Annotated in this window: 13 protein-coding genes; 11 read left to right on the plus strand and 2 right to left on the minus strand. The window is 72.1% G+C overall.

The features are described from left to right. Nucleotides 1-19 precede the first annotated feature (19 nt). From mrdA to galE, 11 genes are all read left to right on the plus strand, one after another. Nucleotides 20-2,290, plus strand: a complete 2,271-nt coding sequence (mrdA, locus tag ACIO92_RS05375; protein WP_366440571.1) for a penicillin-binding protein 2 — start codon at nt 20-22, stop codon at nt 2,288-2,290. Between the two features lie 4 nt (nt 2,291-2,294). Continuing rightward, nucleotides 2,295-3,494 carry a rod shape-determining protein RodA gene (rodA, locus tag ACIO92_RS05380; protein ID WP_366440570.1) on the plus strand — a complete coding sequence of 400 codons (1,200 nt, stop codon included), beginning with the start codon at nt 2,295-2,297 and terminating at the stop codon, nt 3,492-3,494. Between the two features lie 94 nt (nt 3,495-3,588). After that, complete coding sequence (locus tag ACIO92_RS05385; RefSeq protein WP_402282321.1) at nt 3,589-5,163, plus strand: CHAD domain-containing protein; 1,575 nt, start codon at nt 3,589-3,591, stop codon at nt 5,161-5,163. A 52-nt stretch (nt 5,164-5,215) separates the two neighbouring features. Beyond that, the gene (locus ACIO92_RS05390) at nt 5,216-7,144 is read left to right on the plus strand and encodes a TIGR03960 family B12-binding radical SAM protein (RefSeq protein WP_366440568.1); all 1,929 of its coding nucleotides are present in this window, start codon (nt 5,216-5,218) and stop codon (nt 7,142-7,144) included. Between the two features lie 360 nt (nt 7,145-7,504). Next, nucleotides 7,505-8,296, plus strand: a complete 792-nt coding sequence (locus ACIO92_RS05395; RefSeq protein WP_366440567.1) for a TIGR03936 family radical SAM-associated protein — start codon at nt 7,505-7,507, stop codon at nt 8,294-8,296. Between the two features lie 236 nt (nt 8,297-8,532). Next, on the plus strand, nt 8,533-12,336 hold the full coding sequence (locus ACIO92_RS05400; protein ID WP_402282324.1) for an Rne/Rng family ribonuclease: 3,804 nt from the start codon (nt 8,533-8,535) through the stop codon (nt 12,334-12,336). Between the two features lie 247 nt (nt 12,337-12,583). Further along, nucleotides 12,584-12,904: a 50S ribosomal protein L21 gene (gene rplU / locus ACIO92_RS05405; protein WP_147986440.1), complete on the plus strand. Its 321-nt coding sequence runs from the start codon at nt 12,584-12,586 to the stop codon at nt 12,902-12,904. Between the two features lie 13 nt (nt 12,905-12,917). Next, on the plus strand, nt 12,918-13,172 hold the full coding sequence (gene rpmA / locus ACIO92_RS05410; protein ID WP_029387501.1) for a 50S ribosomal protein L27: 255 nt from the start codon (nt 12,918-12,920) through the stop codon (nt 13,170-13,172). A gap of 133 nt (nt 13,173-13,305) precedes the next feature. Continuing rightward, complete coding sequence (obgE, locus tag ACIO92_RS05415; RefSeq protein ID WP_366440565.1) at nt 13,306-14,745, plus strand: GTPase ObgE; 1,440 nt, start codon at nt 13,306-13,308, stop codon at nt 14,743-14,745. 153 nt (nt 14,746-14,898) lie between these two features. Further along, nucleotides 14,899-16,539 (plus strand): glycosyltransferase family 2 protein, encoded by a 1,641-nt coding sequence (locus tag ACIO92_RS05420; RefSeq protein WP_366440564.1) that lies wholly within the window; start codon nt 14,899-14,901, stop codon nt 16,537-16,539. Nucleotides 16,540-16,555: 16 nt separating this feature from the next. Then, nucleotides 16,556-17,542, plus strand: a complete 987-nt coding sequence (gene galE / locus ACIO92_RS05425) for a UDP-glucose 4-epimerase GalE (protein ID WP_366440563.1) — start codon at nt 16,556-16,558, stop codon at nt 17,540-17,542. 174 nt (nt 17,543-17,716) lie between these two features. Here galE and ACIO92_RS05430 read toward each other — a convergent pair whose 3' ends face one another. Continuing rightward, the gene (locus tag ACIO92_RS05430; RefSeq protein WP_366440675.1) at nt 17,717-18,823 is read right to left on the minus strand and encodes a glycosyltransferase; all 1,107 of its coding nucleotides are present in this window, start codon (nt 18,821-18,823) and stop codon (nt 17,717-17,719) included. A gap of 62 nt (nt 18,824-18,885) precedes the next feature. Then, nucleotides 18,886-21,750 carry a CDP-glycerol glycerophosphotransferase family protein gene (locus ACIO92_RS05435; RefSeq protein WP_401237986.1) on the minus strand — a complete coding sequence of 955 codons (2,865 nt, stop codon included), beginning with the start codon at nt 21,748-21,750 and terminating at the stop codon, nt 18,886-18,888. Nucleotides 21,751-22,009: the final 259 nt, after the last annotated feature.

Here is a 22,009-nt window from a genome sequence, read left to right on the forward strand (position 1 = left end):
CCGAGGGGGCACCGGCGGTATGAGCAACATCCCCGAGACAGGGCGGACCCCCCGGGTCCAGATCCGGCTCGTCGTCATCCAGATCCTCGTCTTCTCGCTGCTGCTGACCCTGGGGGGCCGGCTCTGGTACCTCCAGATCCGCAACGGCAAGGAGTACACGGACGAGGCGAAGAACAACCACGTCCAGCAGGTCGTGCAGCCCGCCGTGCGCGGCTCCGTCCTCGACGCCCGGGGCGTCCCGCTCGCCGACAACGAGACCCGGCTCGTGGTCTCCGCGTCCCGCACCGAGCTGATGAAGATGAAGGACCGGGGCAAGGCCGTCCTCACCCGGCTCGCCGACGTCCTCGACATGAAGCCCGACGAGGTCATCAACAAGATCCGGCTCTGCGACTCCCAGACCCCCAAGCCCTGCTGGAACGGTTCGCCCTACCAGCCGATCCCGGTCACCGACGAGGCCACCACCCAGCAGGCCCTCCAGATCCGGGAACGCGCCGAGGACTTCCCCGGCATCACCGCCGAGCCCACCGCCGTACGCCGCTACCCGGCCCCCGGCAAGTCCCGCACCTCCCAGGTCCTCGGCTACCTCTCACCCGTCACCGACGCGGAGATCGAGAAGGCCAAGGACACCGACTCGCCGTTCCTCCGCTCCGACCAGGTCGGCCGCTCGGGCCTCGAGCGCACCTACGACAAGCAGCTGCGCGGCAAGGCGGGCGTCACCCGCTACGAGGTCGACAACCTCGGCCGGGTCATCGGCCGGGCCAAGAGCGACCCCGCCGTCCCCGGCTCCAACGTCGTCACCTCCATCGACGCCCGCGTGCAGGCGGTCGCCGAGTGGGAGCTGAACAACGCGATGGTCGAGGCCCGCAAGGTCTACGACAAGAACACCAGCGAGAACTACAAGGCCGACACGGGCGCCGTCGTCGTCATGGAGACGAAGACCGGCCGGATCGTCGCCATGGCCTCGCTGCCCGACTACGACCCCAACGCCTGGGTCGGCGGCATCTCCGCCAAGGACTACGCGGCCCTCACCGGCAAGGACTCCAACCTCCCGCTCCTCAACCGGGCCATCCAGGGCCAGGCCGCCCCCGGCTCGATCTTCAAGGTCATCCCGACCACCGCCGCCGTCAACGCGGGCTACGACTTCAACGGGCGCTACCCCTGCCCGTCCTCGTACTCCATCGGCAACCAGGTCTTCAAGAACTTCGAGTCCCAGGGCCACGGCAGCATCACCCTCGGCCAGGCCCTCGAAGTCTCCTGCGACACCGTCTACTACGCCCTCTCCCACCAGCAGTGGCAGAAGGACGGCGGCATGAAGCCGAAGAAGGACGCCAAGGACTGGTTCTACCGGACGGCCCACCAGTTCGGCCTCGGCGCCGAGACCGGCATCGACCTCCCCAACGAGGTCACCGGACGGGTCCCCGACCGCAAGTGGAAGCAGGACTTCTGGGCGGCCAACAAGGACTACTGGTGCAAGATCGGCAAGCGCGGCGGCACGTACGTCGAGCAGCTCTCGTACGAGAACTGCCTCGAAGGCAACCTCATGCGCGCCGGTGACTCCGTCAACTACTCCATCGGCCAGGGCGACACCCTCGTCACCCCCATCCAGATGGCCACCATCTACGCCGCCATCGCCAACGGCGGCACCCTCTGGAACCCCACCGTCGGCAAGGCGGTCATCAGCCCCGACGGCAAGCGGATCACCGAGATCGAGCCCAAGTCGCACGGCAAGCTCCCCATGAACGCCAAGACGCAGGGATTGATAGAGCAGGCCCTCGCGGGAGTCGCGACCCGTGGCACCGCCGCCTGGCGATTCGGCGGCTGGCCGCAGGACAAGATCCCGATGCACGCCAAGACGGGCACCGCCGAGGTCTACGGCAAGCAGACGACCTCCTGGTTCGCCACGTACACCGGGGACTACTCGATCGTGATGACGATCTCCCAGGGCGGCACCGGCTCCGGCGCCTCGGGACCCGCCGTGCGCAACATCTACGACGCGCTCTACGGACTCGACGACGCGGGCAAGCAGGACCTCAAGCGGGCCCTGCTGCCGCAGCCGCAGAAGAGCCTCCCCAAGATCGAGGCGGACGGCTCCATCGACGCCCCGAAGATCGCGCCGTACGACCCCGAGGCCCAGAAGGTCGACCCGAACGCGCTCCTCGGGACGCCGGACGGCGCCCAGCCCCCGGCCGACCCCGCCCAGCCCGACCCCACGAAGCCCGACCCCACCCAGCCCGGCCAGCGGGACCAGCAGGAACTCGCGGGCCCGCCCGCCGCCTGGCGGAGGGACTGACCCCATGAGCGCACCCCACGGCTTCTCCGTCTCCCGGTACGCCCCCGAGCGCGGCACGCTCGCGAAACTGGCCGCCCGCGACTCGGTGGTCCGCCGCCTCGACTGGCCGATACTGCTCTCCGCGCTCGCGCTCTCCGGGATCGGCGCGCTCCTCGTCTGGTCCGCCACCCGGGGCCGCACCGAGCTCAACAACGGCGACCCGTACTACTTCCTCTTCCGGCACCTGCTCAACACCGGCATCGGCGTCGCCCTGATGATCGGCACGGTCTGGCTCGGCCACCGCACCCTGCGCGGCGCCGTCCCCGTCCTCTACGGACTCTCGATCGTGCTGATCCTCGCCGTCCTGACCCCGCTCGGCGCCACCATCAACGGCGCCCACGCGTGGATCGTCGTCGGCGGCGGCTTCTCCCTCCAGCCCAGCGAGTTCGTCAAGATCACGATCATCCTGATCATGGCGATGCTGCTCGCCTCCAAGGTCGACGCGGGGGACCAGCTCCACCCCGACCACCGCACCGTCGCCAAGGCCCTCACCCTCGCCGCGCTCCCCATGGGCATCGTCATGCTGATGCCCGACCTCGGCTCGGTCATGGTCATGATCGTCATCGTGCTCGGTGTGCTGCTCGCCTCCGGCGCCTCCAACCGCTGGGTCCTCGGCCTGATCGGCGCGGGCGTCCTCGGCGCGGTCCTCGTCACCGCCCTCGGAATGCTCGACGAGTACCAGATCAACCGCTTCGCCGCCTTCGCCAACCCCGACCTCGACCCCTCCGGCGTCGGCTACAACACCAACCAGGCCCGCATCGCCATCGGCTCCGGCGGCCTCCTCGGCGCCGGACTCTTCAAGGGCTCCCAGACCACCGGCCAGTTCGTCCCCGAACAGCAGACCGACTTCGTCTTCACCGTCGCGGGAGAGGAACTCGGCTTCGTCGGAGCGGGCCTCATCCTCGTCCTCCTCGGGGTCATCCTCTGGCGCGCCTGCCGCATCGCCCGCGAGACCACCGAGCTGTACGGCACGGTCGTCGCCGCCGGCATCATCGCCTGGTTCGCCTTCCAGTCCTTCGAGAACATCGGCATGACCCTCGGCATCATGCCGGTCGCGGGGCTCCCGCTGCCGTTCGTCTCCTACGGCGGCTCCTCCATGTTCGCCGTATGGGTGGCCATCGGACTGCTCCAGTCGATCCGCGTCCAGCGCCCGATGACCGCCTGAGCCCGGCCCGCCCGCCCCTTCCGGCCCCTCCGGACGTCACCGGGCAAGGCCGCGGACCGGGCACGATCAGCGGGAGACGGCCTAGATTCGAGGTATGGCCGAGACCAGGCGCGGAACCAGGGGCGCAACCAAGCGCGGGACCAAGCGCGGGACCGGGCGCGAGACCAAGCGCGAGATCGAACGGAAATACGAAGCCACCCCGGACACCCCCGTGCCCGACCTCACCCGGGTCCCGGGGGTCGCCGGGGTCCTGGACCGGGGCGTCATGGAACTCGACGCCGTCCACTACGACACCCCCGGCCTGCGCCTCGCCGCCGACGGCCTCACCCTGCGCCGCCGCACCGGCGGCGACGAGGCCGGCTGGCACCTCAAGTTCCCCGTCGCCCCCGGCGTCCGCGACGAGATCAGGGCCCCGCTGGCCGACGCGCTCCCCGGCGAGCTGGCGGAGCTGCTCCGCTCACGGCTCCGCCGGGACCAGGCCGTCCCCGTCGTCCGGCTCCGCTCCGCACGGGCCGTCCGCCACCTCGTCGCCGCCGACGGCACCCTCCTCGCCGAACTCTCCGTCGACACCGTCCGCGCCCGACGCCTCCCCGACGGCCCCCGCACCGCCTGGACCGAGATCGAGGTCGAACTCGCCGACGGCGCCGACCCCGCCCTCCTCGACGCCGTCGCCGCCCGCCTCCGCGAGGCGGGCATCCACCCCTCCACCGCCCCCTCCAAACTCGCCAGGGCCCTCGCCGAGACCGGTACGCCCCCCGCCCCGGCCCCCGCTCCCGGCCCGCCCGGCACCGCCGGAGCCGCCGTGCTCTCCTACCTCCGCGCGGGGACCGACGCCCTCGTCACGTACGACCCCGCCGTCCGCCGCGACCTCCCCGACGCCGTCCACCAGCTGCGGGTCGCCTGCCGACGCCTGCGCAGCGCCCTGCGCACCCACCGGCGCCTCTTCGACCGGAACGTCACCGACCCCCTCGCCGCCGAACTGCGATGGCTCGCCGGAGAACTCGCCGCCGCCCGCGACGAGGAGGTCCTCGACGCCCGGCTGCGCGCCCACACCGCCGCCCTGCCCCGGACCCTCGTCCACGGCCCGGTCCGGGCCCGGCTGCGCCGCCGGAGCAGGACCCGGAGCGCCGAAGCCCGGCGGAGGGCCCTCGCCGCCCTCGACTCCCCCCGCCACCTCGCCCTCCTCGACGGCCTCGCCGCCCTCCTCGCTGACCCGCCCCTGCGCGGGGCCGCGCGGCGCGACGCCGGAAAGGCCCTCGCCCGTGCCGTCCGCGCCGACCACGCCCGCCTCGCCGCCCGGATCGACCACGCGCTCGCCCTCGCCCCGGGACACGAGCGCGACCTCGCCCTCCACGAGGCCCGCAAGGCCGCCAAACGCCTCCGGTACGCGGCCGAGGCCGCCCGCCAGGCCCTCGGGAAACCGGCCGGACGCCTGGCGGAACGGGTGAAGGCCGTGCAGAGCCTGCTCGGCGAGCACCAGGACGCCGTCGTCGCCCGCGCCGCCCTGCGCGGCCTGGCCGCCGACGCCCGCGCCGCCGGGGAACCCTCCTTCACCTGGGGACTCCTCTACGGGCGCGAGGAAGCCGCCGCCGCCACCGCCGAGCGGGAGCTGCCGGGAGCCTGGGCCCGCGCGGCAGCCGCCGGGACCGGAGCGGCTCTGGAGCGCTGAGCACCGGGGTACGCTTGAGAGTCGCCCGCCTGCCAGCTCACGAAGGTTCGACATGTCTAGTGCCGAGTCTGTCTTTCCCCAGCTCGAAGCTCTCCTCCCGCACGTCCAGAAGCCGATCCAGTACGTCGGTGGAGAGCTGAACTCCACGGTCAAGCCCTGGGAGGCCGCCGACGTCCGCTGGGCCCTGATGTACCCGGACGCGTACGAGGTCGGGCTGCCCAACCAGGGCGTCATGATCCTCTACGAGGTGCTGAACGAGCGCGAGGGCGTCCTCGCCGAGCGCACCTACAGCGTCTGGCCGGACCTCGAAGAGCTGATGCGCGAGCACGGGGTGCCGCAGTTCACCGTCGACAGCCACCGCCCGGTCGGCTCCTTCGACGTCTTCGGCCTGTCCTTCTCCACCGAGCTGGGCTACACCAACATGCTCACCGCCCTCGACCTCGCGGGCATCCCGCTGGAGTCGAAGGACCGCACGGTCGACCACCCGATCGTGCTCGCGGGCGGCCACGCGGCCTTCAACCCCGAGCCGATCGCGGCCTTCATCGACGCGGCGATCATCGGCGACGGCGAGCAGGCCGTCCTCGACATGACCGAGATCATCCGCGCGTGGAAGGCCGAGGGCAGGCCCGGCGGCCGCGAGGAGGTCCTCTTCCGCCTCGCGAGGACCGGCAACGTCTACGTCCCGGCGTTCTACGACGTCGAGTACCTCCCGGACGGCCGTATCGGCCGGGTCGTCCCCAACAGGTCCGGTGTGCCGTGGCGCGTCTCCAAGCACACCGTCATGGACCTCGACGAGTGGCCCTACCCCAAGCAGCCCCTCGTCCCGCTCGCGGAGACCGTCCACGAGCGCATGTCCGTCGAGATCTTCCGCGGCTGCACCCGCGGCTGCCGTTTCTGCCAGGCCGGCATGATCACGCGCCCCGTACGGGAGCGAAGCATCACCGGCATCGGCGAGATGGTGGAGCGCGGCCTCAAGGCGACCGGCTTCGAGGAGGTCGGCCTGCTCTCGCTGTCCTCCGCGGACCACTCCGAGATCGGTGAGATCGCCAAGGGCCTCGCCGACCGCTACACGGAGGACAAGGTCGGCCTCTCGCTGCCCTCCACCCGTGTCGACGCGTTCAACGTGGACCTGGCCAACGAGCTGACCAGGAACGGACGCCGCTCCGGCCTCACCTTCGCCCCCGAGGGCGGCTCCGAGCGGATGCGCAAGGTCATCAACAAGATGGTCTCGGAGGAGGACCTCATCCGGACCGTCTCCACCGCGTACGGCAACGGCTGGCGCCAGGTGAAGCTGTACTTCATGTGCGGCCTGCCCACGGAGACCGACGACGACGTCCTCCAGATCGCCGACATGGCGATGAACGTGATCGCCGAGGGCCGCAAGGTCTCCGGCCAGAACGACATCCGCTGCACCGTCTCCATCGGCGGCTTCGTCCCCAAGCCGCACACCCCCTTCCAGTGGGCGCCGCAGCTGTCGGCGGAGGAGACCGACGAGCGGCTGCGCAAGCTCCGCGACAAGATCCGCGGCGACAAGAAGTACGGCCGCTCCATCGGCTTCCGCTACCACGACGGCAAGCCCGGCATCGTCGAGGGCCTCCTCTCGCGCGGCGACCGGCGCATCGGCTCCGTCATCCGCGCGGTCTACGAGGACGGCGGCCGCTTCGACGGCTGGCGCGAGCACTTCTCGTACGACCGCTGGATGCGGTGCGCCGAGAAGACCCTCCCCGAGCAGGGGGTGGACGTCGCCTGGTACACCACCCGCGAGCGCTCCTACGAAGAGGTCCTGCCCTGGGACCACCTCGACTCCGGTCTCGACAAGGACTGGCTGTGGGAGGACTGGCAGGACTCCCTCGACGAGACCGAGGTCGAGGACTGCCGCTGGACCCCGTGCTTCGACTGCGGCGTCTGCCCGCAGATGGACACGTCCATCCAGATCGGCCCCACCGGCAAGAAGCTGCTGCCGCTGACCGTGGTCAAGTAGCGGCGGAACGGTCCGGCGTCGGCCCGGCACGGGAAGAACCCCGCGCCGGGCCGACCTGTCTCTCCCCCCCGTACGGCCCACTCCTTCCGGTGCCCGCCCGCGCCGCCCGCCCTCCCCGGCTGAGCCCGTCGCCCCGGCCCGGGGAACCCGATGCCGTCCGGGCGCGTACTCTGGGTAGTACAACGAACGCCCCCGGCGCGGCGCCCGCCCCCGAGATCTCCCCGCGAAGACGGGGGTGAACCGGGCGGCCCCCCAGGGCCACCGCACATCTCGTGGACGGCGCCCACCCGCGCCGCCCCGCACCGAGGAGAAGAACCACTGGGCAAGCGACAGCCCGAAGGCCCGCCGCCCGCACCGGCGGTGCAGCGCATCCGACTGCGCTACACCAAGCGCGGCCGCCTCCGGTTCACCAGCCACCGTGACTTCCAGCGCGCCTTCGAGCGCGCGCTGCGCCGCGCCGAGGTGCCCATGGCGTACTCGGCCGGCTTCACCCCGCACCCGAAGGTGTCGTACGCCAACGCGGCCCCGACGGGCACCGGCTCCGAGGCCGAGTACCTGGAGATCGCGCTCACCGAGGCACGGGACCCGGAGACCCTGCGGGCCCTGCTCGACGCGTCCCTCCCGACCGGCCTCGACATCACCGACGCCGTCGAGGCCCGGACCTCCGGACTCGCCGACCGGCTCACCGCCTCCGTGTGGGAGCTGCGCCTCGAAGGCGTCGCCGTCGAGGACGCGGAGAAGGCCGTCGGGACGTTTCTGGCGGCCGAGACCGTGGAAGTACAGCGCAAGACGAAGAACGGCGTCCGCACCTTCGACGCGCGCTCGGCCGTCACCGCGCTGACGGCGGCACCTCCCCAGGGCGATCCCCGGGATGACGCGCCGCTGGACAGCGCCTGTGCGATACTGCGGCTGGTTGTTCGGCACGTGACACCTGCCGTGCGACCCGACGACGTCCTGTCCGGTCTCCGAGCTGTGGCCGACCTGGCGCCGCCGGTCCCCGCAGCGGTGACCAGGCTGGCGCAGGGGCTCTTCGACGAGGAGTCCGGCACGGTGACCGACCCGCTCGCGCCCGACCGCGAGGCAGCCACGGCAGCGCCCGGCAGGGCCGCCGCGACCGCCCCGGCGACGGCGCCGGGTACGGACACCGCGTAAGGAGCGGTCGTCGTAGCGCAGCCCTGGTACTCGGGAGCCACCTGGGTCGGGCCGCGCACTGACCAGAAGACTTTCGCCAGGCCGTCCGCACAGGGCGTACGGAACCGGCGAGCCAGACATTCAGCTCCCGTGCGGCGCCCGCGCCCCGGACGGCGGCACCGCGCCCCACAGGCGCGACGTACCGCCGGACCGGAACCAGACGCGGCGCCCGGGAGCGTGACGGGAGAACCGCCCGAATGCTCGAGTCCAACGAAGACACCAACGCCCCCGGTGACAAGCTGCCGCCGCGCCGCAGGCGCCGCGCCGCTTCCCGCCCCGCCGGTCCGCCGGTGACGGACACCGCCGCCGGGACCACGGCGACCGACCCGGCCCCGGCCGTGGAGACCGCCGGGACCACCGACGAGGCGGCGGCGCCCGCGCCGCGCGCCCGCCGCCGTGCCACCCGCAAGACCGCCTCGCCCGAGCCGGTCGCCGCCCCCGCCGCCGAGGAGACCCCGGCGCCGGTCGCGGAGCCCGTGGCCGAGACCGCCGTGGAGGAGGCCCCCGAGGCCGCCCCCGCCCGTACCCGCCGCCGCGCGACCCGCAAGGCCACCGCCCCGGCCGGTGCGCCCGCCGCCGCGGAGGAGCCCGCCGAGGCCGCCGCCCCCGAGGCCGTCGAGGCTGTCGTGGAGGAGGCCCCCGAGGCCGCCCACGCCCGCACTCGCCGCCGCGCGACCCGCAAGGCCACCGCCCCGGCCGGTGCGCCCGCCGAGGCCCCGGCCGCCGACCCGGCCCCCGCCGCCGAGGCCCCGGCCCCGGTCGCCGAGGAGGCCGCGGAGGAGCCCCCCGCGCCGCGCGCCCGCCGCCGTGCCACCCGCAAGACCGCCTCGCCCGAGCCGGTCGCCGCCGAGCCGGTCGCCGAGGCCGCCCCCGCCGTCGAGCCGCTGCCCGTCGCCGAGGCCCCCGAGGCCGCCGCCGAGACCGCCCCCCGGGGCCGTACCCGCCGCCGCGCGACCTCCCCGCAGTTCACCTCCGAGCCCGCCCCGACCCGGGAGTCCCGCCGCGCCGGGCGTCCCTCCGTCGCCGTGTTCCAGGCCCCGGTCTTCACCGAGCCGATGTTCCAGACGCTGGAGAGCGCCGCCGCGGCCGCCGCCTTCGTGGCCGAGCCGGAGACCGACGAGACGGAGGCCGTCGAGCTCGACGAGACCGAGACCGTCGAGACGGTGGAGGTCGTGGAGCTCCCCGAGCCCGCCGAGCGTGCCGAGTCCGGCCGTCGCCGTCGCCGCCGCCGTGGCGAGCCGGTCGCCGTCGAGCCCGTACCGGCCACCGTCGCCGACGAGCCCGAGGTCGAGGCCGCCGCCGACGAGATCGACGAGGCCGAGGAGCACGAGGAGACGGACGAGTACGGGGACCGTCCCTCCCGCCGTCGCCGCCGCGGCGGCCGTCGCCGCCGCCGTGGCGAGCCGGCCGACGCCGACGAGACCGAGGAGGACGAGGAGCCCCGGTCCCAGGACGCCGAGGACCACGACGACTCCGAGCCGGACGAGGAGTCCGAGGAGGAGCAGGACGAGGCCGAGGGCTTCTCCGGCGGCTCCAGCAGCTCCCGTCGCCGTCGTCGCCGCCGCCGTCGCAGCGGGGACGCCTCCGCCGACGCCGAGGGCGCCGAGGAGGAGGGCGTCCGTACGGTCGTCAAGGTCCGCGAGCCCCGTCCGGCCCGCGAGAGGACCGAGGGCGGCACCGGCGCCGACGAGGTCCAGTCCATCAAGGGCTCGACCCGCCTGGAGGCCAAGAAGCAGCGCCGCCGCGAAGGCCGCGAGCAGGGCCGCCGCCGCGTCCCGATCATCACCGAGGCCGAGTTCCTGGCCCGCCGCGAGGCCGTCGAGCGGGTCATGGTCGTCCGCCAGAGCGGCGAGCGCACCCAGATCGGCGTCCTGGAAGACAACGTGCTCGTCGAGCACTACGTCAACAAGGAGCAGGCCACCTCGTACGTCGGCAACGTCTACCTGGGCAAGGTCCAGAACGTCCTGCCGTCGATGGAGGCCGCCTTCGTCGACATCGGCAAGGGCCGCAACGCCGTCCTGTACGCCGGTGAGGTCAACTTCGAGGCGCTCGGCATGGGCCACGGCCCGCGCCGCATCGAGAGCGCCCTCAAGTCCGGCCAGTCGGTCCTCGTCCAGGTGACGAAGGACCCGATCGGCCACAAGGGCGCCCGCCTGACCAGCCAGGTCTCCCTGCCCGGCCGCTACCTCGTGTACGTGCCCGAGGGCTCCATGACCGGCATCAGCCGCAAGCTCCCGGACACCGAGCGCGCCCGCCTCAAGACCATCCTCAAGAAGATCGTCCCCGAGGACGCGGGCGTCATCGTGCGCACCGCCGCCGAGGGCGCCAGCGAGGACGAGCTGCGCCGTGACGTCGAGCGCCTCCAGGCGCAGTGGGCCGACATCAGGAAGAAGGCCGACCAGATCTCGACGTCCTCGCCGTCGCTGCTGTACGGCGAGCCGGACATGACCGTCCGGGTCGTCCGCGACATCTTCAACGAGGACTTCTCGAAGGTCATCGTCAGCGGTGACGAGGCGTGGGAGACCATCCACGGCTACGTCTCGCACGTCGCGCCCGACCTGGCCGACCGCCTCTCGCGGTGGACCAGCGAGGTCGACGTCTTCGCCACGTACCGGATCGACGAGCAGCTGGCGAAGGCCCTGGACCGCAAGGTCTGGCTGCCGTCCGGCGGTTCGCTGGTGATCGACAAGACCGAGGCGATGATCGTCGTCGACGTCAACACCGGCAAGTTCACCGGCCAGGGCGGCAACCTCGAAGAGACCGTGACCAGGAACAACCTGGAGGCGGCCGAGGAGATCGTGCGCCAGCTGCGGCTGCGCGACCTGGGCGGCATCGTCGTCATCGACTTCATCGACATGGTCCTGGAGTCCAACCGCGATCTGGTGCTGCGCCGCCTCCTGGAGTGCCTGGGCCGGGACCGGACCAAGCACCAGGTGGCCGAGGTCACCTCGCTCGGTCTGGTCCAGATGACCCGCAAGCGGGTCGGCCAGGGCCTTCTGGAGTCCTTCTCCGAGACCTGCGTCCACTGCAACGGGCGCGGTGTCATCGTGCACATGGAGCAGCCGTCCACCGCCGGTGGCGGGGGCGGCGGCAAGCGGGCGAAGAAGCGCGGCCGCGGCGGCGACCACCACGAGCACGAGCACGCCGAGCACACCGAGACGGCCGGGCACAGCGCCCAGGACCTGGCGGAGACCGAGGCCGAGGTCGCGGCCGAGCTGGCCGCCCCGGTGGCCCTGCCCGAGCCGATCGCCCCGGACGAGGAGCTGTACGGCTCCGTCGCCGAGGCGGAGGCCGCCGCCACCCGGGGCCGTGGCCGCCGTCGCGCCACCCGCCGGGTGTCCGCGCCCGCGCGCCCGGTCGTGGAGACCGAGTCCGTGGTGTTCGAGCCGGACGAGCGGCCGGAGCCGGTCGTGGCGCCCGAGCCCGTCGTGACGCCCGAGCCGGTCGTCGAGGCGGCGCCGGAGCCGGTCGTGGAGCCCGTCGCCGAGGAGGCCCCGGCCCCGCGCGGCCGTCGCCGTGCCGTCCGCCGGGCGACCTCGCCGGTCGTCTCGACCACCGAGCCGGTGGCGGAGACCGCCGCCGAGCCCGTGGTGGCCGAGCCGGTCGCGGAGAGCGCCCCGGAGCCGGTCGTCGAGGCGGCGCCGGAGCCGGTCGTGGAGCCCGTCGTCGAGGAGGCCCCCGTGGCCGCCCCGCCGCGCGCCCGTCGCCGGGTGGTCCGCAAGGCCACCGCGCCCGCCGGTTCGCCCTCCGGAGCCGAGGAGGCCGCCGTCCTGGTGGTCGCCGCTGCCCCGGCCGCCGAGACGGCCCCCGAGGCCGAGGCCGAGCCCGCCCCCGTCAAGAAGACGGCGGCGCGCAAGACCGCGGCGAAGAAGGCCACGGCCAAGAAGGCCGCCACCAAGAAGACGGCGGCGACCAAGAAGACCGCGGCGAAGAAGACCACCGCCAAGAAGGCCCCGGCCAAGAAGGCGGCGGAGAAGACCACCGCCCCGGCCCAGGACTGACCGGCGGACGCGGGCCCGTCCTCCCCCGAGGGGGACGGGCCCGCACCGTACGGGCGAATTTGACCCTCCGAGGCAGCCGCCCGTAACCTAGACCGTCGGCGTGTCTATCGACACGTCGCGCCTCTGAGCACTTCCCTCCCGCCCGTCGGGAGAGGCCGCTCGTCCGATTCCGGAACGCCACGGACCCTCGGGTCCGTGTGAGTGGCTGGCTTCAGAGGTTTCCACCCCGAGTGAGAGAGAGATCCGCGTGTACGCCATCGTGCGCAGCGGTGGTCGCCAGCACAAGGTTGCTGTCGGCGACATCGTTGAGGTTGACAAGATTTCCACCGCCCAGGTCGGCGACACGGTCGAGCTCTCGACCCTGCTCGTTGTCGACGGCGACGCCGTGACCAGCGACCCGTGGGTCCTGGCCGGTATCAAGGTCACGGCCGAGGTCGTGGACCACCACAAGGGCGCCAAGATCGACATCCTGCGCTACAAGAACAAGACCGGCTACCGCCGTCGCCAGGGTCACCGCCAGCAGTACACGGCGATCAAGGTCACCGGTATCCCCGCGGCTGCGAAGTAAGAGGGACTGAGACATGGCACACAAGAAGGGCGCATCGTCCACCCGTAACGGGCGCGACTCCAATGCCCAGCGGCTCGGCGTGAAGCGCTTCGGCGGTCAGGTCGTCAACGCGGGTGAGATCCTGGTCCGCCAGCGTGGCACCCACTTCCACCCGGGCTCCGGCGTCGGCCGTGGCGGCGACGACACGCTGTTCGCCCTGCAGGCCGGTTCGGTGCAGTTCGGCACCCACCGTGGCCGCAAGGTCGTGAACATCGTTCCGGTCGCCTGATCGGACACTCTGCGGAGGCGGACCTCACTTCCCGTACCGGGAAGCGGGTCCGCCTTTCGCGTGTTACTAGATAGACATTCCGTACGTCCCCGGTCTTCGGCCGGGGGGACCCCCAGTAAGTGGAGGCACACCCATGACCACCTTCGTGGACCGCGTCGAGCTGCATGTCGCCGCGGGTAACGGAGGCCACGGCTGCGCCTCCGTCCATCGGGAGAAGTTCAAGCCGCTCGGCGGACCCGACGGCGGCAACGGCGGTCGCGGCGGCGATGTGACCCTGGTCGTCGACCAGGCGGTCACCACGCTCCTGGAATACCACCACTCGCCCCACCGCAAGGCGACCAACGGACAGCCCGGCGCGGGTGACAACCGGTCCGGCAAGGACGGCCAGGACCTGGTCCTGTACGTACCGGACGGCACCGTCGTCCTCGACAAGCAGGGGGAGGTCCTCGCCGACCTGGTCGGTCAGGGCACCACCTTCGTCGCCGGCCAGGGCGGTCGCGGCGGTCTCGGCAACGCGGCGCTGTCCTCCGCGCGCCGCAAGGCCCCCGGTTTCGCGCTGCTCGGCGAGCCGGGCGAGGCACGGGACATCGTCCTGGAGCTGAAGACCGTCGCCGACGTGGCGCTGGTCGGCTACCCGAGCGCGGGCAAGTCCTCGCTGATCTCGGTCCTGTCGGCGGCCAAGCCGAAGATCGCGGACTACCCGTTCACCACGCTCGTCCCGAACCTGGGCGTCGTCACCGCCGGTTCCACGGTCTACACGATCGCCGACGTCCCGGGTCTCATCCCGGGCGCCAGCCAGGGCCGTGGTCTGGGCCTGGAGTTCCTCCGCCACGTGGAGCGCTGCTCGGTCCTCGTGCACGTCCTGGACACGGCGACGCTGGAGTCCGACCGCGACCCGGTCACCGACCTCGACATCATCGAGGAGGAGCTGCGGCAGTACGGCGGCCTTGAGGACCGGCCGAGGATCGTCGTCCTCAACAAGGTGGACATCCCCGACGGCCAGGACCTCGCGGACATGATCCGCCCGGACCTGGAGGAGCGCGGCTACCAGGTGTTCGAGGTCTCCGCCGTGGCGCGGCTCGGCCTCAAGGAGCTGTCGTTCGCCCTCGCGGGCATCATCGGTGAGGCGCGCGCGGCCAAGCCCCAGGAGGAGGCGACCCGGATCGTCATCCGTCCGAAGGCCGTCGACGACGCGGGCTTCACGGTCGTGTACGACGAGCAGGAGGAGGTCTACCGGGTGCGCGGCGAGAAGCCGGAGCGCTGGGTCCGTCAGACCGACTTCAGCAACGACGAGGCCGTCGGCTACCTCGCCGACCGTCTCAACCGCCTCGGCGTCGAGGACAAGCTGATGAAGGCGGGCGCCCGCGCGGGCGACGGCGTGGCGATCGGTGCCGAGGACAACGCGGTCGTCTTCGACTGGGAGCCGACGATGATGGCCGGTGCGGAGATGCTCGGCCGCCGTGGCGAGGACCACCGTCTGGAGGCCCCGCGTCCCGCCGCCCAGCGCCGCCGCGACCGCCAGTCGGAGCACGACGAGTCGCAGCGCGAGTACGACGAGTTCGACCCCTTCTAGGCCCGATCCGCGGGGTCCCGCCCGATCGGCGGGGTCCCGCTGCCCGGCTGGTCCGCTGAGGGAGCGCGGATCGGCGGGGCGGGCCCCGTGCGGTGCTCCCGGGTGCCCTCGGCCCCTGTCAGGGGGGTCGGGGGGCTCCCGTAGGATCTTGTTGTGAGTACCGTTCCCCCGCCCGGAAACGCGGACAGGCTCAGCGTCGTCGTCATCGCCTACAACGACGAGGCCCTGGTCGGCGAGGCCATCAGGTCCGCGCTCGACCAGGGGCCCGTGGTGGCGGAGGTCGTGGCGGTCGACGACTGTTCGAGCGACGGGACGGCCCGGGTGCTCGACGAACTGGCCGCCCGGCACCCCCGGCTGCGGGTGGTGCGCCGCGCGGAGAACAGCGGCGGCTGCGGCACCCCCCGCAACGACGGCATCGCCGCTGCCACCGCCCCGTACGTCATGTTCCTGGACAGCGACGACATCCTGCCGCCCGGCGCCGCCGACGCGCTGGTCGCCGCCGCGGAGCTGCACCGGACTCCGGTGGCCGTCGGCGTCTGCGTACGGCGTGAACTCCCCGAGGGCCGGGACGTCCGCTGGCAGCCCGCGCTCTACCGGGAGCCGGCCGTCCTGGAGACCCCCGAGGACCTGCGACCGCTGCTCCACGACACCCTGTGCGTCAACAAGGTGTACGACCGCGCGTTCCTGACCGAACACGGCATCCGCTTCCCCGACGGCCGGTTCGTCTACGAGGACTTCCTCTTCACCGCCCGGGTGTACGCCGCGGCCCCCCGGGTCGCGGTGGTGCCCGACACCGTCTACGTCTGGCACGTGCGCAGGACCGCCGCCCAGCTGTCGATCTCCCTCGACCGTCAGGACGTCACCAACTGGGAGGCCCGGATCGCCGCCCACCGCGCGGCCGTCGAGACCTTCGCCGAGGCCGGCCGGGCCGACCTCGCCGCCGCCTGCCGCACCAAGTTCCTCGAACACGACCTGCGGATGTACGCCCGGGACCTGCGGCTGCGCGACGCCGCCCACCGGGCCGCCTGGTGGGACTCCACCCGCGCCCACCTGGCGGACTTCGAGGAACCGGAGCTCGCCGCCGCGGTCGCTCCCGCCCGCTGGATCGCCCGGTTCCTGCTGGCCGCGGCGGAACCGCGCGACCTGCTCCGGCTGTCCCGGCTGGCCGCGAACCCGGCCCGGCTGCTCCCGCCGTACGCGGGCACCCCTGCCGCCGCCGTCTGGTCCGAGGACCTTCCGGAGGCCCGGCTCGACGGCGTGGACCGTCTTCCGCTGGACGAGCTGCCCCTGGTCGTGGACGCCGCCCTGCGCACCGGCGGAGGCGGCGACCTGCACTTCACCGTCCGTGACCTGTACGGGCGGCTCGCCGAAGCCGTGCCCCGCACCGCCGAGCTGGCGTTCCTGCCACGCGGCGACGCCGAACCGGCCCGTACCGAGCGGGTCGAGCTGCGCGCCGGGGCGGAGTCCGCCCCGGGAGCCTGGAGCGCCCGGGTCCCGGTCCGGTTCGCCGGACTCGCCGGCACGGGCCGCCGCCAGGGCCGTCAGGGCGTCCAGCTGTGGGACGTCAGCGCCACGGTGACGTGCGAGAACGGCGAGACGTTCACCACCTCGCTGCGGTCACCGGACGGTTCCCAGCGGCGCTCGGTGCTCCCGAGCAGCCGGTACGGTGTACTTCTGGTGCAGCAGTACGCCACGGCGAACGGTTCGCTGGCCATGCGGATCGCTCCCGGCGCACGGGACGGTTTCCGGGCCGTCAGGGCCCGTCTCCGTCGGCTTGCCCGCAGTTCACAGTGAAAGGGTTTGGGGCACTATGACTTATCTGATCACCGGCGGCGCCGGATACATCGGCTCCCACGTGGTGCGCGCGATGACGCAGGCGGGCGAGCGGGTCGTCATCCTCGACGACCTGTCCACGGGATACGCGGAGCGGGTGCCCGAGGGCGTCCCCCTGGTGGTCGGCTCCACCCTGGACCGTGAGGTCCTGGACCGGACGATCGCCGAGCACGGTGTGACGGGTGTCGTGCACCTCGCGGCGAAGAAGCAGGTCGGCGAGTCCGTCGAACTGCCGCTGCACTACTACCGCGAGAACATCGTCGGCCTCACCGTCCTCCTGGAGGCCGTGGCCGCCGCCGGAGTGCGCAACTTCCTCTTCTCCTCCTCCGCAGCCGTCTACGGGATGCCGGACGTCGACCTCGTCACCGAGGAGACCCCGTGCCTGCCGCTGAGCCCGTACGGCGAGACCAAGCTGGCGGGGGAGTGGCTGGTACGGGCCACGGGCGCCGCGCACGGCATCTCCACGGCCTGCCTGCGCTACTTCAACGTGGCAGGCGCGGCCACCCCCGAGCTGGCCGACACCGGGGTGTTCAACCTGGTCCCGATGGTCTTCGAGCGTCTCGACGCGGGCGAGTCCCCGCGCGTCTTCGGCGACGACTACGCCACCCCGGACGGCACCTGCATCCGTGACTACATCCACGTCGAGGACCTCGCGGACGCGCACCTGGTCGCCGCCCGCAAGCTCGCGGAGTGGGCGGACCGCGGCGAGCCGCGCGACCTGACGGTCAACATCGGCCGTGGCGAGGGCGTCTCCGTCACCGAGATGGTCCAGCTGATCAACGAGATCACCGGCCACACCACCGAGCCGCTGGTCACTCCGCGCCGCCCCGGTGACCCGGCCCGGGTCGTCGCCGCGGCCGACCGCATCGAGTCGGAGCTGGGCTGGAAGGCCCGTCACGACGTCCGCGACATGATCAGCTCGGCCTGGGCCGGATGGGTCGCGCGCCGGGGCGCCACCGTCTGACCGGGACGCGCGAGCCGCCGGGCCCGACCGGGCCCGCGTGAGCGGACGCATCGGCCGGAACGCGTGAGCCACCGGATCGGACGGCCCGCGTGAACCGAAGGGAAAGGGCCGGGGAGTCGAACTCCCCGGCCCTTTCGCCGTACTTCCGTGCCCGCTCCACCGTGACGGCGGGCGTCAGCGCTCCAGGAAGGCGAACAGCGCCTCCCAGCGGCCGGTGATCTCGTCGGCGGAGTACCGCTTCACGTTCTCGAAGGCCGCGTCGCCCATCCGGTCGCGCTGCTCCTTGTCGGAGATCAGCGTGCTGATGTGCCCGCCGAGCTCCATGGTGTTGCCGAGGCGGGCGAGCAGACCGTCCTCGCCGTCCCGGATGATCTCGCGGACACCCGGGGCACAGTCGAAGGCGGCACACGGCACACCGGCCGCCATCGCCTCCAGGAGAGTGATCGGGAAGCCTTCGGCACGGGACGCCTGGGCGAAGACGGAGGCCTCGGAGAGCGCCCCGAGGACGTCGTTGGTCCGCCCCATCCACTCCACGGACCCGTCCAGACCGAGGGTGGTCGTCCGCCGCAGCAGCGTCTCCTCCTCGTCACCGGTCCCGTAGATCCGCAGCTTCCAGTCGGGGTGGCGGGGCGCGATCTCGGCCCAGCTGTCGAGCAGCATGTCCACGCCCTTCTCGTGCGAGAGGCGGCCGATGGAGACGACGACCTTCTCGGCGCGGGACACCGGACGCTCGGGCATGAAGGGCAGGGCGTTCGGCATGTGGCCGACGTTGTCCATACCCGCCCGGATCCACTGGTCCGCGTCACCGGGGGTGAGGACGAGGAGCCGGTCGGCGCCCTTGTAGTACCGCTTCACCCGGGCGAGCCGGGAGGAGGCGGCACTGGCGGCGTACGACTCGTGGCTCATGCCGATGACCACGAGCCCCTTGGTGTCGGCGAGGGAGACCCACTCCATCGCCCACACCTGGGTCACGATGAGGACGGCCCCGGGCCGGGCGGCGGCGAAGAGGGCCGTCATCCGGTCGGCCCGCTCCTGAGCCCCGGCGGCACGGGCCGTGTGACGTCGGCGCTCGGCGGCGTTGAGCTTGCCCTTGAGGCCGCGCAAGGGGCGGACCTGCGGCGGATGCGCGTCGTACAGCGTCGTCGTGGAGTAGGGCAGCGGGTCCGGGAACTCGTGCTGACGTCCGGCGGGGGCCGGGGTGATCCCGATGACGTGGACGCGGTTGCCCCGGTCGGTGAACTCACGGGCCATCTGATGGGTCCAGGTCGTCACACCGCCCATCTCGTCCACGCTGTTGGAGACGATGAAGATGTCACGGCCGTCGGACAGGGTGGTCTGGTCGTTCACTTCCCGCTCCTGTCGAAGAACTTGGCGACGATCTGACGGGCCGCGTCGCCCCGGTCGCACTCGCTGAACTCGGCGTTGAACCGCTGCCGGGCCGCCGCGAACTTCGTGTCGGCCTCTTCCCTCAGATTGGCGACCACCTCGAAGAGCTCGTCCTCCGTGGCCACGACGGGGCCGGGAGCGCGCTCCTTCAGGTCGAAGTAGGTGCCCCGGTTCTCCTGCGCGTACTCCTCGTAGTCGTACGCGAAGAAGATCATCGGGCGGTCGAGGAGCCCGTAGTCGAACATCACGGACGAGTAGTCGGTGATCAGCCCGTCCGCGAGGGCGAGCAGCGGAGTGATGTCGTGGTGCGAGGAGACGTCGACGACCCGTCCCCGGACCGACGGCGGGAGCGTCACGCTGTTCAGGTAGTGCGTCCTGATCAGCAGGGTGTGGGTGTCGCCGAAGCGCTCGGCGAACTCCTCGACGTCGAAGGGCGCCTGGAAGGCACGCACCTTGCCGCCCGCGCTGGCGCGGAACGTCGGCGCGTACAGCAGCACCTTCTTCTCCGGGTCGATGCCCAGCTCGGCCGCGAGCGCGCCCCGCTCCCGGTGCCCGGTCCCGGCTTCCTCCTGGCGGGCCCGGACCAGGCCGTCGTTGCGCGGGTAGCCCACCGGCAGCAGCACCTCGTCGCGGAGCCGGAAGCCCTTCGCGAGGGTGCGCCGGTCGTGCTCGCCGCGGATGAGGAAGTGGTCGAAGCGGTCCAGGGCCTGCTGGAAGGACGCCTGGGCGGCCAGACCGCGGGACTTCGTGTTGGGCTCGTCGAAGCCCATCCGCTTGAGGGCGGTGCCGTGCCAGGTCTGGATGTACGTGGTCCCCGGGCGCTTGGTGAGGCGCAGCGGGAAGCCCTGGTTGTCGATCCAGAACTCGGCCTGGGCCAGTGCCCGCAGGTACTGCCAGCTCCAGCGCTTGACCAGCGTGGCGTCCTCGGGGAAGCCGGTCGGCTCGGCTCCCGCGTACGACCAGACGGCCTCGAACGGGACGCCCTGGCGGCGCATCTCCTCGTAGATGGCCTTGGGGCTGTCGCTGTACTGCTTGCCGAGGTGGCTCTCGAAGACGACGAGCCCCTTGCGGATCGGCAGCTTGCTGTAGAAGTCGTGGTAGACGCGGAGCTTGGTCTCGCCGGAGTTCAGGTCGCGCTTCGCCTTGAGCAGGCGGCGCAGGCTGGTCTTCGCCAGCCCGGCGGCCCGTCCCTGGATGGCGCCCTCGATCATCTCCGAGGTGTGCACGGCCATCTTGCCCTCGGCGGCGAGGACGTACGACAGGTTGCCCTTCTTGGTGATCTCCGGGACGAAACGGTCGGAGACCAGCTGGGTCAGCCGGGGGCGGATGCGCAGCGCCTCGGCCTCGTCGATGGGCGTACCGCTGACGGACACCCGGGTCCTGAGCCGCTGGCCGTCGACCGTGAGGATCAGCCGGACGTCCCAGACGGCGTCGATGATGCCGAGCGGACGGACCGTACGGGCGATGTCGGCCAGGCTCTCCCACTCGATCCAGTCGCCCGCGTGACGGACCGTCGTGACCGGGATGCGGGCGGTCTTGCCGCCGACGCTGCGCCGGGCGGAGAACTCCAGGACGGCGCTGAGCCGCGCTTCCGGGCTGATCCGGCCCAGCGGGTTGATCACCCGTCCGGCGAGCCGGACGATGCCGTCGTCGCTGCTGTACGAGGTCAGCCGGTTGCCCAGGGCGAGCGAGGTCAGCGGCCTGGTGTGGTAGCCGGCCGAGGTCATGTCGAGGATCTGCCGGCCCTGCTCGGTGTCCAGGTGCTCGGCGCACCAGTAGACCTGGCCGTCCTTCTCGGCGAGCGGGACGGTCAGGCGGCCCGGGTTGGTGAGCGCGTCGGTGGCCGGGAGCAGGTTGGCCCAGTCCTCCTTGCTCAGCAGGTAGGCGCAGATGGCGTGCAGGCGCTGCACTTCCTCGTAGGCCCGGGGGTCGATCTCGGCGAGGTAGCCGTTGGCCAGTTCGGCGAACTCGCGCCGGTAGTCGTCGCCCAGCAGCGGCAGGTCACGCAGGTGGAGGACGAGGTCGTGCTTGAGGAACTTGATGTCCTTGCGGTACTTCAGCTCGTCGTAGCCCTTGCTCTCCAGCAGGGCGTCCACCCGGCGGTGGATCTCCATCCGGTGCACGAAGTTGGCGATCTCGTGGCGCCGGTTGCTGATCGACTTCGAGGCCGCGCTCTCCTGCACGTTCCAGTAGTACACGTGGTTGGGGATGAGCGTGATCCGGCTCGCGGCGACATAGGCCTGGGCCGAGAACAGCAGGTCCTCGTAGTGGATGCCGACCGGGAACTCCAGCCCCTGTTCGAGGAGGAACTCTCGCCGGTAGCACTTGTTCGTCGACAGCGTGTCGAAGACCAGCAGGTCGGACAGCTCGGTGATCGAGTCGATCGTCCGGGTCCTGGAGTAGAGCCACGGGTACCACTCGGTGGTCTTCTTGTGGCGGCTGTCCAGGTGGACGCGGACGCACAGGCCGGACACCAGGTCGGAGCCGGTGCTCTCGGCGGCGTCGAGCATGTTGCGGCAGGCGTTCCGCTCCAGCACGTCGTCGCTGTCGAGGAACATGACGTACGTGCCGGTGGCACGTTGGATGCCGTAGTTGCGAGGTGCGCCGCAGCCACCGCTGTTCTGCGGCAGCTGGAACGCCCTGACCCGGTCCGGGTTCCCGGCGGCCAGCGCCTGGGCCACCGCGAAGGTGTCGTCCTTGCTGCAGTCGTCGACGATCACCACCTCGACGCCGTGCAGGGTCTGATCCAACACCGACTGCACGGCCGCCGGCAGACGCTCTGCGTCGTTGTAGGCGATGACGACCACGGAGACGTCAGGCACTTGCTCCTCGATCCACTTGTCTTTCCTCCAGACACACACAAGCTACCTGGTGTTCCCCGCCTGCCCTGCCGTGCCTCCGGCCGCCACAGCGGACGCCGTGTTCCGATTGTTACGAGACCGGGCGGATACCGGGGGCAACCATCGGTCCCTGTGCGGTGTCGCCCTAAAGGGCGTCCCGGTGGAAACCCGCCGAAGGCGGCTCCACCAGGGGAGGAGCACCTCTCCGGGCCCGCCCCGCCGCCGTCCCTCGGAACGTGAC

It is taken from the genome of Streptomyces sp. NPDC087215 (genome assembly GCF_044744885.1).
Lineage (GTDB): Bacteria > Actinomycetota > Actinomycetes > Streptomycetales > Streptomycetaceae > Streptomyces.